Annotated in this window: 12 protein-coding genes and 1 pseudogene; 5 read left to right on the top strand and 8 right to left on the bottom strand. The window is 56.4% G+C overall.

Translation table 11 applies throughout. From position 1 onward, the window contains the following. The first annotated feature begins 12 nt into the window (after nt 1-12). Entirely contained in the window at nt 13-612 is a 600-nt protein-coding gene (gene ssb / locus ACP3PW_RS16875) for a single-stranded DNA-binding protein (RefSeq protein ID WP_426417909.1), read from the top strand. Nucleotides 613-710: 98 nt separating this feature from the next. Here ssb and ACP3PW_RS16870 read toward each other — a convergent pair whose 3' ends face one another. Then, nucleotides 711-983, bottom strand: a complete 273-nt coding sequence (locus ACP3PW_RS16870) for a hypothetical protein (protein WP_426417908.1) — start codon at nt 981-983, stop codon at nt 711-713. Between the two features lie 70 nt (nt 984-1053). On the opposite strand from ACP3PW_RS16870, the pseudogene ACP3PW_RS16865 reads away from it, so the two are divergent. Next, nucleotides 1054-1536: pseudogene (locus ACP3PW_RS16865) on the top strand (thioredoxin family protein); the annotation flags it as partial. 29 nt (nt 1537-1565) lie between these two features. Here the strand turns inward: ACP3PW_RS16865 and ACP3PW_RS16860 are convergent. The 3 genes from ACP3PW_RS16860 to putA form a co-directional block, all read right to left on the bottom strand. Beyond that, nucleotides 1566-1766 carry a 2-hydroxymuconate tautomerase family protein gene (locus tag ACP3PW_RS16860; protein WP_426417907.1) on the bottom strand — a complete coding sequence of 67 codons (201 nt, stop codon included), beginning with the start codon at nt 1764-1766 and terminating at the stop codon, nt 1566-1568. Between the two features lie 15 nt (nt 1767-1781). Then, on the bottom strand, nt 1782-2975 hold the full coding sequence (locus ACP3PW_RS16855) for a YbfB/YjiJ family MFS transporter (protein ID WP_426417906.1): 1194 nt from the start codon (nt 2973-2975) through the stop codon (nt 1782-1784). A gap of 319 nt (nt 2976-3294) precedes the next feature. Then, complete coding sequence (gene putA / locus ACP3PW_RS16850; protein WP_426417905.1) at nt 3295-6921, bottom strand: bifunctional proline dehydrogenase/L-glutamate gamma-semialdehyde dehydrogenase PutA; 3627 nt, start codon at nt 6919-6921, stop codon at nt 3295-3297. Between the two features lie 479 nt (nt 6922-7400). Here putA and ACP3PW_RS16845 point away from each other — a divergent pair, with 479 nt between their 5' ends. Further along, nucleotides 7401-7853 carry an Lrp/AsnC ligand binding domain-containing protein gene (locus tag ACP3PW_RS16845; RefSeq protein WP_426417904.1) on the top strand — a complete coding sequence of 151 codons (453 nt, stop codon included), beginning with the start codon at nt 7401-7403 and terminating at the stop codon, nt 7851-7853. A gap of 79 nt (nt 7854-7932) precedes the next feature. Here the strand turns inward: ACP3PW_RS16845 and ACP3PW_RS16840 are convergent, their stop codons facing one another. Then, a complete protein-coding gene (locus tag ACP3PW_RS16840; RefSeq protein ID WP_426417903.1) occupies nt 7933-8862 on the bottom strand; it encodes a DMT family transporter in 930 nt (309 codons plus the stop codon). A 112-nt stretch (nt 8863-8974) separates the two neighbouring features. Between ACP3PW_RS16840 and ACP3PW_RS16835 the strand changes: the two genes are divergently transcribed. Beyond that, nucleotides 8975-9832, top strand: coding sequence for a LysR family transcriptional regulator (locus ACP3PW_RS16835; RefSeq protein WP_426417902.1), 858 nt, complete (start codon nt 8975-8977; stop codon nt 9830-9832). 26 nt (nt 9833-9858) lie between these two features. Here the strand turns inward: ACP3PW_RS16835 and ACP3PW_RS16830 are convergent, their stop codons facing one another. The 3 genes from ACP3PW_RS16830 to ACP3PW_RS16820 all read right to left on the bottom strand — a co-directional run bounded on the left by ACP3PW_RS16830 (nt 9859) and on the right by ACP3PW_RS16820 (nt 11504). Continuing rightward, nucleotides 9859-10212 carry an antibiotic biosynthesis monooxygenase family protein gene (locus tag ACP3PW_RS16830; protein ID WP_426417901.1) on the bottom strand — a complete coding sequence of 118 codons (354 nt, stop codon included), beginning with the start codon at nt 10210-10212 and terminating at the stop codon, nt 9859-9861. A gap of 154 nt (nt 10213-10366) precedes the next feature. Further along, the gene (locus tag ACP3PW_RS16825) at nt 10367-10816 is read right to left on the bottom strand and encodes a GNAT family N-acetyltransferase (protein WP_426417900.1); all 450 of its coding nucleotides are present in this window, start codon (nt 10814-10816) and stop codon (nt 10367-10369) included. Then, a complete protein-coding gene (locus ACP3PW_RS16820) occupies nt 10800-11504 on the bottom strand; it encodes a GNAT family N-acetyltransferase (protein WP_426417899.1) in 705 nt (234 codons plus the stop codon). The genes ACP3PW_RS16825 and ACP3PW_RS16820 overlap by 17 nt, the downstream gene beginning before the upstream one ends. Nucleotides 11505-11781: 277 nt before the next feature. Between ACP3PW_RS16820 and ACP3PW_RS16815 the strand changes: the two genes are divergently transcribed. Further along, nucleotides 11782-12576 (top strand): SDR family oxidoreductase, encoded by a 795-nt coding sequence (locus ACP3PW_RS16815; protein ID WP_426417898.1) that lies wholly within the window; start codon nt 11782-11784, stop codon nt 12574-12576. Nucleotides 12577-12815: the final 239 nt, after the last annotated feature.

Here is a 12815-nt window from a genome sequence, read left to right as displayed (position 1 = left end):
CAGGAGAGTTTCATGCGTGGTGTAAATAAGGTCATTATCGTCGGCAACCTGGGGGCGGATCCCGAGGTGCGTTATATGCCCAACGGAAATGCGGTTGCCAACCTCAGTGTAGCAACCAGCGAGCAGTGGAAAGACAAAACTACCGGGCAGCCGCAGGAGAAGACCGAGTGGCACCGAGTGGTGATGTTCGGCAAACTGGCGGAGATCTCAGGTCAGTATCTGAAAAAGGGATCCAAGGTGTACCTGGAGGGTAAGCTGCAGACTCGCAAATGGCAGGATCAGCAGGGCCAGGATCGTTACACCACCGAAGTCGTGGTCGATATCAACGGCCAGATGCAGATGCTGGACGGGCGTGGTGACAATGCATCCCAGGGTGGCGGGTATCAGCAGCCGGCTAAGCCGCAAGCGCCCCAGCAGAATCAACCTCAGGGCGGCTATCAGCAGCCCGCGCCCCAGCAGAACCAGCCTCAGGGAGGGTACCAGCAACCGGCTCCCCAGCAGCGCCAACCGCAGCCCCAAGGTGGATATCAGCAGCCCCAAGGGCAGCCCGCGCCAGCCCAGCAGCCGGCTCCCGGTGGCTTTGATGATTTCGATGACGATATCCCGTTCTGATGGTTACCTTAGGTTAAAGAGTAAAGAATATCCTTGAAAGCCCCGCCCTGCGGGGCTTTTTTATGATTCCATATTATTTTACCGTCGCTTCACTTTCCTTAAAGCACACCGGAATAAGCGAACTGGGACCAATAGAGACTCCCCGTAGCTTGCAGCAGGTGTAGCCGATCAGTGCCGCTGAAATAAACCCTGTTTTCTAACACAAGAATAGTCAGGTCACTCTTTACGACGGAAAGCTCCCTGGCAGTGTCGAGTTTACGCTCGCCCTCTTTCGCTTCATACGAAAACTCAAGGTCGTTACCAGTAGGTGAGCATGTCTTGTGTATTTCAAGGGAGTACTCTTCAGCTAAGGGGTTTGCCGATAAAAGCATTAGAGCGGTTGCTGGAATGTTTCTTATATCACTCTATGATGCCTAACATTTTAACGCTCTTAAAAATGCCCATGGTGACAGTTTTACCATGAGTGACTATCTGGGAGATAAAGGGCTACTAATTGCCTTTATTTGCAACCACTGCCCCTATGTTCAGCGTATCGGACAGCGCCTCGCAGAGGATAGCCAACGGTTGATGGACGAAGGTATCAATGTGTTGGCGATCATGTCGAACGACTACGCTCGGGTGGAGGCGGACTCACCAGAAAATATGAAGAAATTTGCCCGTCAGTATGGCTTTACCTTTCCCTACCTGATCGATGAGGATCAGTCGGTCGGTAAGCAGTATGGTGCGATCTGCACGCCGGATTTTTTTGGATTTAACCGTAAAGGCGAGCTGCAGTATCGAGGGCGGCTGGATGATGCCCCCATGGACGACGCTACCAATCGAGTGCCGGAACTGGTCAATGCCATGGAGCTGATTGCAGCAACGAACCGAGGTCCGACGGTTCAGCTTCCCAGTATGGGCTGCTCTATCAAATGGCGATCCTAACGAACCCCCTTCATCGAGTGGAGCAATCGCTAGCTTCGTTTACGAAGCTCGGTTACCACCTCTCCACCGATGCCCCAGTTGTCGGTGTCTACTTCGTCGATGACCACCACCGTGGTGGCCGGGTTCTTCCCAAGAGTGTCGCGCAGCAGTTCGGTAACCCCTTGAATAAGGGTTGCTTTCTGCTCGGGGGTTGCACCTTCGCGGGTGATTTTGATATTGACGTAAGGCATCGCTTTTCTCCAGGGTTAGTGGTCGGGTGCTGGCGCCCGGGATTCATTGCGCTCAAGGGTCTTGAGCATCAGCAGTAGTACGCTACCCAATGCCATCATTGCGGCGGCAAGGTAGAGGCCATCACTATAGCTTCCGCTGTACTCGGCTAGAAGCCCGGTAATGGCGGGGGCGATAATCTGGGCAGCGCCGTATGAGAGGGTCATTTTGCCCATCATTTTGGCGGGCCGGGTAGGATAATAGCGGCCCGCCATGGTGAGCACTAAACTGACGATGCCGATAAAGGTGGCACCAAACAGCAGCGCACCGATCATCGACAAGATGAGATTGGGCTCGATAACCGGTAGCAGGATGCCAACAATCTGCAGCACGCTGGCGCTAATCAGCGCGTTCAGGTTGCCGAGTTTGCGCGCGACGAGGTCCCACAAAATCGCGGCGGGTGCAGCCCCTAGCCCGACCACCATAAAGGTCCAGGCACCTTTTCCCTCCAGGCCGGGCAGCTGGTCGACGATGGCGACAATAAAGGTGGCACTGACTACATAGCCTACCCCGGCGCAGAAATAGGCGAGAGTAAAGAGGCGCATAAAGGCTCGGCTGGGGGGAGTGTCTACCATCATCTTGCCGCTGCTGGTCACCGCCGCCGTGTCGGGTGGGGGCAGCCACGCCCACGCAGGGATCAGAATCAGCGCGCCGATCAAGGTCAGTAGCAGCCACATTTGGCTCCAGTCGATGTACTGGCTCATTAACTCCACGGCGATCGCGCACAGGGCAATGCCCAGGCCGATGCCGCTGAAGTGGATTCCCAGCTCACTGTGATGATTGTGGCGAATCAGCCAGTTAAGAATCAATCCGGAACCCAGCAGCATGCCGGCGGCGCTGCTGAGCCCCGCCAGAAACCGTAGCGCGGACCAGAGCCAGATGTTGTCGGTCAACCCCATGCCGGCGGTGGTGAGAAGTGCGACCACCAGGCCAAGACGGTAAAGGCGGTCTTTAAGGACCAGGTTGCTGATAAACGCCGCGATGAGGGCGCCACACAGATAGCCCAGATAGTTGATGGCTGCCAGCCAACCGCCCTCGGATATCCCCAGGCCGGCCTGCTGTTGCATGATGGGGAGTAGCGGGGTGTAGGCAAAGCGAGCGATCCCCAGCATCAATATCAGGCTCAGCACCCCGGCACTAAGTACCTTGAGTCGTTGTACCGGGTCGCTCATAAAGGGTCTCTGGAGTGTCGCGAGTGGAAGGTGAATGCAGGTGGGTATCTATTCAATAGAATGTTAAAGGACAAAGCATTCTATTTTTTAGAATTTTGATTTTTTTGCCAGTGAACTCACTGTTCCTCTTTTTCCGGGGGCGAACAGAGGCATGCCAGCATGTTGCTGGCATGAACAAAATGATAAAGGGATCGTCGGGGCCTGACTCAAAGGCCGAGGTCAGGTTTCTGTTTATGGGCTTGATCAAGCAAAAACTGAGGGGCACCCGTAGCGCTTGAAGAGATTGCCCGGCGGTGCCGGGCAATGTGGTCGCGGTGGCCTATTCGGATGCTGCGATAAGGCTGGCATTACCTCCGGCGGCGGTTGTGTCGATGCATAGGTGACGCTCAATCACGAATCGTTCAGGCCTGTTGTGCTCGGTAATTAGCGGCAGCAGGGCGCCCTCTCTTTTGGCAAGGGCGATGCGGTATTCGCGCAGGGTTTGGGGGTCGGCTGCGCTGGCTACTGCCTCAAAACAGACACTGGTTGCCAGCGCGCTCGGCTGCAGTAGGCCGTCGATGCCGATCACCGGTACCCCGGATTCCGTCGCGGAGGCGATGGCCGCCTCGATACCTGGCGCCACCGCCACCACGTAATTGCCCTGGGATAATGCGATGCCCGCTTGTGTCAGGGCCGATTGCGTATCGGGGCCCAGGCAGAGGATGACACCGCGAGGGCAGCAGGAGAGTCGATTCAGCTCGCCGGTGGGTCCTGGCATCTCCCTATAGGATGCATCCAGCGCCGGGGGCACCGGGCCGAATGTGGAGGCCAGTTTGTCGCTGCGCTGTTCCGGGTTAGCCCAGTCTGTTGCGCTTAAACGGCTGAGAGCCTGCTGTAGCTGATCAGCGGTCACGGAGGGCTCGGTTAGGGTGGCCTGCTGTGGAGCGGACTCCTCTTTCATAAAGCGGCGCACGTATTGGGGGCCGCCCGCCTTGGGGCCGGTACCGGACAGGCCTTCGCCGCCGAAGGGCTGCGAGCCCACGATGGCGCCGATCTGGTTACGGTTAACGTAGATATTACCGACTTTGACGCGGCTTATAATGCGCTCAACGCGGGTGTCGACCCGGGTGTGAAGGCCGAACGTCAGGCCAAAACCCTTATCGTTGATTGCGTCGACGACCTGGTCGATCTGGTGGGCTTCAAACGTCGCGACATGCAGTACCGGGCCAAAAATTTCCTCTTCGAGCTCCTCAATGCCATTCAGGCGAATGACCGTTGGCGCCACAAATAACCCCTCCTCGGGAGTCTCAAGCTGCTTGATCACGCGCCCCATGCCTTCGAATTTCCGGCAATGGGCGTCAATGCCTGATTTGGCTGCAAGGTCGATGACGGGGCCGACGTCGGTGGACAGCTCCCATGGGTTTCCGACCTTCAACTCATCCATTGCACCGAACAGCATCTCCAGCAGTTGATCGGAAATGTCCTTCTGAACATAGAGCATCCTCAGTGCCGAGCAGCGTTGGCCGGCACTCTGGAAGGAGGACGCCAACACATCACGGACCACCTGCTCAGGAAGCGCGGTCGAATCGACGATCATGGCATTGAGGCCACCGGTCTCTGCCACCAGGGGGGCATCGGGTGCCATGGTTTCTGCCATGACCCGACTTATGCGTTGCGCGGTCGGGGTCGATCCGGTAAAGCAGACTCCGGCAATACGGGGGTCAGAGGTGAGTGCGGTCCCGACCGTCGAACCGCCGCCGGGCAGCAATTGAATCGCCGCCTTGGGGATGCCCGCCTCGTGCATCAGCTCAACGGCGCGGGTGGCAATCAGTGCAGTCTGCCCTGCGGGCTTGGCGATGACCGCATTACCCGCGGCCAGCCCGGCCAGTACTTGACCGGCAAAAATGGCCAACGGGAAGTTCCAGGGTGAAATACAGGCGATGACGCCACGGGGCGTTCCGGCATCCTTGTTGCGAATCCCTTCGTTGGGGTAATAAAGCGCGAAATCTACCGCTTCCCGGATCTCGCTTACCCCATCGAGCAGGGTCTTTCCGGCCTCGCGAGTGGCCAGTGCGAAGAGTTCGTGTGCGTGGGTTTCGAACAGTTCACCCACCCGGCGGATGCAGGCGCCTCGCTCCTCTGCCGAGAATGATGACCAGGTTTTGAATCCCTGTTGCGCGGATGCGATCGCCGTTTCAATATCGTCGGCTGAGGCTTGAATCACCTGCCCGACTAAGTCATTGGGAATGGCGGGGTTGCGCACCTCGTGAGTGTCGGTCCCGGTGACGGTTCCGGCCAGTACAGGCCCTCCGTTCCAGCGATGGTTGCGGAAGGCGTTGCGAGCCTGCTCGATCGCCTCGACCTCCACCGGGTTGGTGAGATCCCATCCCTTGGCGTTGCGGCGACCCTTCCCATAGAGTGCTGCCGGTCGGGCAATGACTTGGCTTGAGAGCTTGTCGCCCAGCGCCTGCACTGCAGCAAAGGGGTCTTGAGCAATCTCTTCGGGCTCGATGCGATCATCGACGATCTGGTTTACAAATGAGCTGTTGGCACCATTTTCCAGTAGGCGGCGTACCAGATAGGCCAGTAGATCCTCGTGGGCACCGACCGGGGCGTAGATTCGGCAGCGGGCCTGCCCTTCGCTGACCACGGCTTCATGCAGGGACTCGCCCATGCCGTGCAATCGCTGGAATTCGAAACAGTCGCGGCTGCCAGCCAGTTGGAGTATGGCCGACACCGAGTGGGCGTTGTGGGTGGCGAACTGGGGGTAGATGCGGTCGGTCATGGCCAATAGTTTCTTGGCGCAGGCGATATAGGAGACGTCGCTGCTGGCCTTGCGGGTAAATACCGGGAAACCGTCGAGACCCATCACCTGTGCGCGCTTTATCTCGGCATCCCAGTAGGCACCTTTCACCAGGCGCACCATGATGCGTCGGTCGAGACCCGTGGATAGGGCATAGAGCCAATCCAGTACATGGGACGCCCGCTGGCCGAACGCCTGTACCACCACGCCAAATCCGTCCCAGCCTGCCAGTTCGGGGGACGACAGAACCGCCTCAATGACGTCGAGCGAGAGATCCAGGCGATCCGCTTCCTCGGCATCGATGTTAAAACCCATGTTGGCGTCCCTGGCCTGTTTCGCTAGTGCGAGGGTGCGAGGCACCAATTCGTCCATCACGCGCTCGCGCTGGCCGAATTCGTAGCGGGGGTGGAGGGCCGAGAGCTTGACCGAGATTCCCGGGTTTTTGCGGATATCGTCATGGCCGCAGGCCGGAGCCAGTTCGCTAATGGCGGCGGAATAGGCTTGGTGATAATTCAGCGCATCCGCGCCGGTGCGGGCGGCTTCGCCCAGCATATCGTAGGAGTAGGTGTAGCCTTTGGACTCGTAACGCTTGGCTCGGCCGAGGGCTTCGTTGATCTCCCTGCCGAGAACGAACTGGCGCCCCAGCTCCTTCATGGCCTGCGCGACGGCGGTGCGCACGACGGGTTCTCCCAGACGTTTAATCATCGCTCTCAGTGTTTGGGGTAACCCATGACCGTCAACCGGGCCAATGAGCTTGCCGGTAATCAGGAGTGCCCAGGTTGATGAGTTGATCAGCGATGAGTTGGATTGGCCACGGTGCTCCCCCCAGTTGCCCGAGACCACTTTGTCTTCGATCAGGGCGTCGATGGTGGTCTTATCCGGTACCCGCAGCAGCGCTTCGGCCAGGCACATCAATGCTACCCCCTCCTTGGTGGTCAGGCCGTACTGGGCTAGAAATTTTTCCATCATGGTAGGGCTGGAGTTGCTGCGTACCCGGCGTATCAGGTCAGCGGCACGGAGAGAGATCGCATCGCGATCAGCTTGAGAAAGGCGGGCGTTGGCAATGAGCTCGCTGATAACGACGTATTCGTCTGCAAGGTAGTTATCGCGGATCGCTGTTCGGCATTCGGTTGTTGTCGGTGCGGCTGCTTGCAACTGTCCCATTTACTCGTCCTCCTTATAGGTTATTGTTGGATTATTCTACTGGCATCAAGGAAGACGATTTTCCTGTTGATTTGTAATCCAATAATAATTTTGTCTATATTTGTCTTACTGTCAGGACTGTTTGTTAATTATTTTCTGTGGTAGAGGGTAAATTGGCTTTCATGTTTATCGCGGCCGGGGGTGGGGTCGGCTTCTGGACCCAAGGAGATGAGGCGGGTCGGCATCGGTAGGGAGGGTTGGGGTCGGATAGTTATCACCATTCCCGCAACCGGGTATCGCTAATACTATAGCCCAGCTCTTGGTCTATGGAGGGTTGAAGGTGTGTGTGTGGGTTACTTCAGCGACCTTTTGTCCAGGAAAGGCTTTATAGTGGCTTGCTGGGTAGATAGGCGCTTTGGCTATCGGTATCCAAGTTTGCAGGACAATGATTTATATTTGACGCCCACGAGCATAATAAAGAGATCTCATTAGGGAGGGGTATGGCCGATTTGGATAAGCTGGATCTTGCGATCATCAACGAGTTGCAGCAAAACGCTCGCATCACGGTCACCGAACTCGCTTCCCGGGTCGGGTTGTCCAAGACCCCTTGTCAGGTGCGTATGCGCCGTCTTGAGGAGCAGGGCTATATCATGGGATACGTTGCGCTGGTCAATCAAACCAAGCTTGGCCTGAGCCATATCGCCTTTGCCCAGGTGACGCTGAGCGATACCAGTAGCAAGGCGTTGTCGGCTTTCAACGCGGCCGCAAGAAAAATTCCGGCAGTGGAGCAGTGCCACATGATAGCGGGGAGCTTCGACTACCTGCTGAAGGTTCGGACCCGAGATATGGCGGACTACCGCAAGGTTCTGGGCGAGCAGATCTCCGAGTTACCCCATGTGCTCCAATCCAGTACGTTCGTTGTTATGGAGAATGTTAAGGATACGGGGTTCTAGGCGGATCCACAGACTGTGATCAACGAATTCGCTTTGCGCCAGCTCCGAACCCCGTCAGTTTGCTATTAGCCTGTGGGGGCTACAGGGCGCTTCTGCCCATGGGGCGTACTCGTTGGTACAGGCGAGCGAGCTGCTCCCGTGACATAAGGATCAGTACATTGCCCGCAAATACCAGGGCTACCCCCAGAAGCGCCTCGAGTGACCACTGATAACCCTCGAATGCGGTGGAAATGCCCAACGCGACAATAGGGAACAGTACCATGGCATAGGCTGCTTTCTCGGCACCTATGCGGCCCAGCAAGGTCAGGTATCCGCCGAATGCCAGCACCGATCCGAACAGCGCCAGGTAGATCAGCGAGCCGGTGTAGGCGAGGGTCGGCTCATAGGAGAATGGGATTCCCTGGGCCAACGCGACGAGCCCCAGTGCCGCCGCTCCGTAGGCCATGCCATAGGCGTTGGTCTGCACGACGGGCAGGTTCGCCAGCTGGTTGCGAGCCGACACCATGTTGCCCAGCGATGCGATAAAGGTGCCCAGTACACTCAATAGTATCCCTTTAAGAGCGGCGCCATTGGCGTCCAAATAGGCAAATTCGGGCAGGAATACCAAGCAGATTCCGACCAGGCCTATCAGCGCGCCAGCCAGCACCGAGGGGGCGGGGCGTTTGCCAAAAAAGAGAGCGCCGTTGGCGATGTTCATCAACACGATGGTGGAAAAAACCACCGCGATCAGTCCGCTGGTCAGGTCGGAGGTCGCCCAGTAGACCACCATATAATTGAACCCAAAAAGCGTCAGCCCCTGTAGCAGCATCCACAGGTGTTGTCGCAGCCCAAATCGCATCGGCATTCGCATAAGGCGGCACCACAGCATCAGGACGAACGCGGCAATGGCAAAGCGGTAAGCGATGGATACCTCGGTGGCAACCTCTCCCAGCTGAAACTTGATCGCAAAAAAGGTCGAGCCCCAGATAAATACCGTTGAAAGGTAAAGGGTGGTGGTGTGCATCAACATCGGCGGGTGACCTAAGGGTATTGGGATTGGAAATTGCTGTTATACGCTCCCAAGATGTATTATCAAAACGAATTTTGTTTATTTGTATGATTAGAATGTCTAATGGATGATTATGGCTCGCAATATTGATATCAGTCTTGTTCGGACCTTTATCGCGGTTTTTGAAACCGGGAGCATGACCTCCGCCGCCCATGCCTTGAATCTTACCCAAGGGGCAGTCAGCCAAAAAATCAGGCGGCTGGAAGCGCTGTTCGACACCCCGCTATTTGAGCGTCGTAACAAAACGATCTGCCTGACGCCGGAGGGGGACCGCCTGATGGCACGAGCCTACCGACTGATATCGCTGAATGATGAAACCTGGCAACTGATGACTCAGCCGGCGTTTACGGGTGAGATCAAGCTGGGGGTCCCCCTTGATATCATCCGACCCATGATGCCTCCCATCATGCGACGTTTTAGTCGGGAGCACCCCAAGATACAGCTAACTCTCGTCAGTGATATGACTGAAACCCTGCTGGTGGCTTTGAAAAACGGTGAAATTGATCTCACCCTGACGACGGAGGGTCAGCCCGGTAAGAAGGATGGGCACTTGCTCAGCGATCGTCTGGTGTGGATGGGGGCGAAAAATGGTGAGGCCTGTTACAAGGCTCCCTTGCCGGTTTCTTTGGGTTCTGAATTTTGCGCATTCCGGGTTCCCGCCCTGGAGGTCTTGAACCGGGCTGAAATCGATTGGCTTGCGGTTTGTGGTGTGGGTAATCTGGAGTCGATTCTGGCAACCGTTGAAGCCGATATGGCGGTTGCCCCCTATCTCTCCTGCCTGGTGCCCGAAGGATTGACCATTATAAGTCCGGAAGCCGGATTGCCATCGCTGCCGCCTTACCATATCAACCTGCGGATGCCGGATTCGGGCGGTTCCCTGATCGCCAGAGAGTTGGCTAAATATATCCGTCAGGGTTTTTCCGCGCTGTAGCTTGAATGTTATTTATGGCGAAATCCCTACGGACTATCGCCATGGGCTTTTCGACTGTCGGTGGGAGCCTGCTCACGGTGCTCCATTCCGTAATCCCTGCAGACGTTGGCAACGCGTAAGCGGTAGTGTTTGAAAACACCCCCGCGCCCCTGCTCCTGCGCGAATCGGTGCGCCTCAAGATTTCGCCAGGCTTCGATGGCGGCCTCATCGCGCCAGAACGACAGTGAGAGCACCTTGCCCTCTACGGTCAGGCTTGAAAAGCGTTCTATAGAGAGAAAGCCATCGATCGTCTCCAGCATGGGTTTAAGGCTGGCAGCAATGTCCAGGTATTGCTGTGCCTTTCCTTCGGCCGGGGATACTTCAAAAATCACTGCGATCATAAAAGGTTCCTGGGTGTTGGTCTTGCTTTGGGCTAAAAGAGGTGCGCCGTCATCGGTTGCAGCCGTAGCAATTATAGTGGCTCGCTAGCTGACGGGGTCTTATCCGCCGGGCACCACCGGCAGGAGGCCCTGCCCGCGAACGCGGGTTCGATCATCAGCTCACGGGCAATTGGTAAGTCACCCACTGGGTTTTATCGGCCAGACGGTCGTAAACCGCGCGGCCACGATAATTATCGTCGGCGGTAATCCAGCGTACATAGGGCCAGTTCTGTTGCTGTGCCTCTAGTTGCAGACGATCGAACAGCTTATCGACGACGCCGCTCCCACGACTGTCGGGAACCACATACAGGTCGTCGAGAAATCCCACGGGCTTGCCACGAAGGGGAGATACCATTTCCCGGTAGTGCATCAAACCAACCCCGTTATGGTTCTCATCCTTTGCGATGAGCGCGAATAGTCGGGGTGAGGGGGCGAATATCCATGCCCAGACCTGGTCCAGCGTCTGCTGGGTCATTGGCATCTGGTAGAAATCGGCGTACCCGCGATAGAGTCGCTGCCACAGCTCTTTGTCATCGGTGCTGAGCGTGCTAATTGTGATCTTCATGTTTTCTCCTCGACAGTTTTGTTGCGTTCACGCAGTCCTGCAGGCTGTGTTTTTGCAATCCCTCGGCGCTGAAGTTATCGGTGTTCAGCCAGTGTTCGAATGCGGTTTTCAAAGCGGGCCACTCTGAGTCGAGAACTGAAAACCACGCCGTATCCCGGTTTCGTCCTTTATAGATGGTGGCTTGGCGAAATATTCCTTCGAACTTAAAACCCAATCGCAGTGCCGCCTTTCGGGACGCAACATTGAGGGCGTCGCACTTCCATTCATAGCGGCGATAGCCCAGCTGATCAAAAACGTACTTCATCATCAGGTACATCGATTCGGTCGCCATTGGTTTTTTTTGCAGCTGCGGCGAAAAGTGGATATGGCCCACTTCTACAACGCCGACCGACGGCTCTATGCGCAGGTAGCTGGCAAGGCCAATGGCCGTCGAGGTTTTTTTGTCGACTATGGCATAGAAAAGCGGGTCCTTTGTCGTGCACCCCGAAAGCCATTCGTTGAACCCGTCAAAGTCCTGGAACGGGCCGTAGGGGAGGTAGGTCCAGTTGGCACCTTTGGCATCTTCGCAAAATGCTTGATAAAGCGATGCCGCGTGCTCATTCATTTTCAAGGGGGTCAGGGTGCAGTATTGGCCCCGCATATCGATCTGTTGTGGCCTCTGCTTAGCCGTCCACTGCGGGATCGCCATACCGATCTCTTGACCCAGGCTGTTTACTCGCTCCGCCATCGTTTTCTATCCTTCGGTGGGGTGTTGGTTGTGCGCCATACCCGGCACGGCTTATTGGCATCCGCTGTTATGCTGGGTAGCCTGTTTAAAATAGTCGGATTTAGCTAAAAAAGAGACAGTGGTTATAAGTCTCGCGAATGGCCCCGCTAGCAGAGGTGGCGCTGTCGACCATAAAGGAGAGAAACTGCTCTATCCAAGCAGCATGGACCCGTGCGACATAATAAGCGGAGAACCTGTTATGTATAACAATAAAATCGTATGGATTACCGGGGCCTCATCCGGAATAGGTGAGGCTCTAGGTTATGAATTTGCCGTGCAGGGCTACGGCCTGGTGTTATCGGCGCGGCGTAAGGGTGAGCTGGAGCGGGTGCGCCTGGAGTGTATAGATAGAGGAGCGAGTGCAGATCGGGTCTGGGTAGTGCCGCTGGATGTGTCAGAGGTAGAGAGCTTGCCGGGAATCGTTGATCGGGTGTGGCATGAGTGTGGCAGCATCGATCTGCTGATCAATAATGCGGGCGTTTCACAACGGTCGTTGTGCCAGGATACGGATATCTCGGTCTATCGGCGTCTGCTGGATGTGGATGTATTGGGACAGATAGCACTCACCCGGGCGTTACTTCCCTTTCTGTTGGCGCGGGGAGAGGGCCAGCTGGCGGTTACCTCCTCAGTGGCGGGAAAGGTTGGGGTGAAATACCGAACCGGATATTGCGCAGCCAAGCATGCGGTGCTGGGCTTTTTTGATGCACTGCGCGCAGAGGTGGAGTCGCAGGGGGTGTCGGTATCGACGATCGTACCGGGCTTTATTCGTACCGATGTGGCGCGCAATGCGCTGACCGGGCGTGGTGAATCCTGTGGCAAAAGCGACAGTGATGTCGATGGAGGAATGGAGGTTGGACGGTGCGCTAAAGTTGTTGTCGCGGGGTTGGCAGCGCGGAAGCGCGAAATTGTGGTCGGCGACGGGGCTGAAATGAAAGTTTTGTGGCTCAAACGGTTTATGCCGGGCCTGGTTTACCGGCTGGTGGCTCGCGCGTGAGCGAGGCGCTGTAATGGCAGAGTAGGTAGATATACCTAATCTTCAAAATAGTCTCGAAAAGGCGCTTGACGATGGTGTCGATCGCTATATAATGCGCCTCCTTCTCGACGACAAGGCACCGCTCAGGCGGGGGATATCTGGAGTTGAGAAGAACTTTTAAGGGTGTGTTGACAGCGATATTGAACGCTGTAGAATGCGCGCCTCGTTGTCCGGGAAGCTTTGTTAAAAAGCGTTTTCAG

The organism is Aestuariirhabdus sp. LZHN29 (assembly GCF_049985285.1).
In the GTDB taxonomy this organism is placed as follows: Bacteria; Pseudomonadota; Gammaproteobacteria; order Pseudomonadales; family Aestuariirhabdaceae; genus Aestuariirhabdus.
The sequence above is the reverse complement of the archived record's forward strand: the minus strand, read 5'-3'. Positions and strand labels throughout refer to the sequence as shown.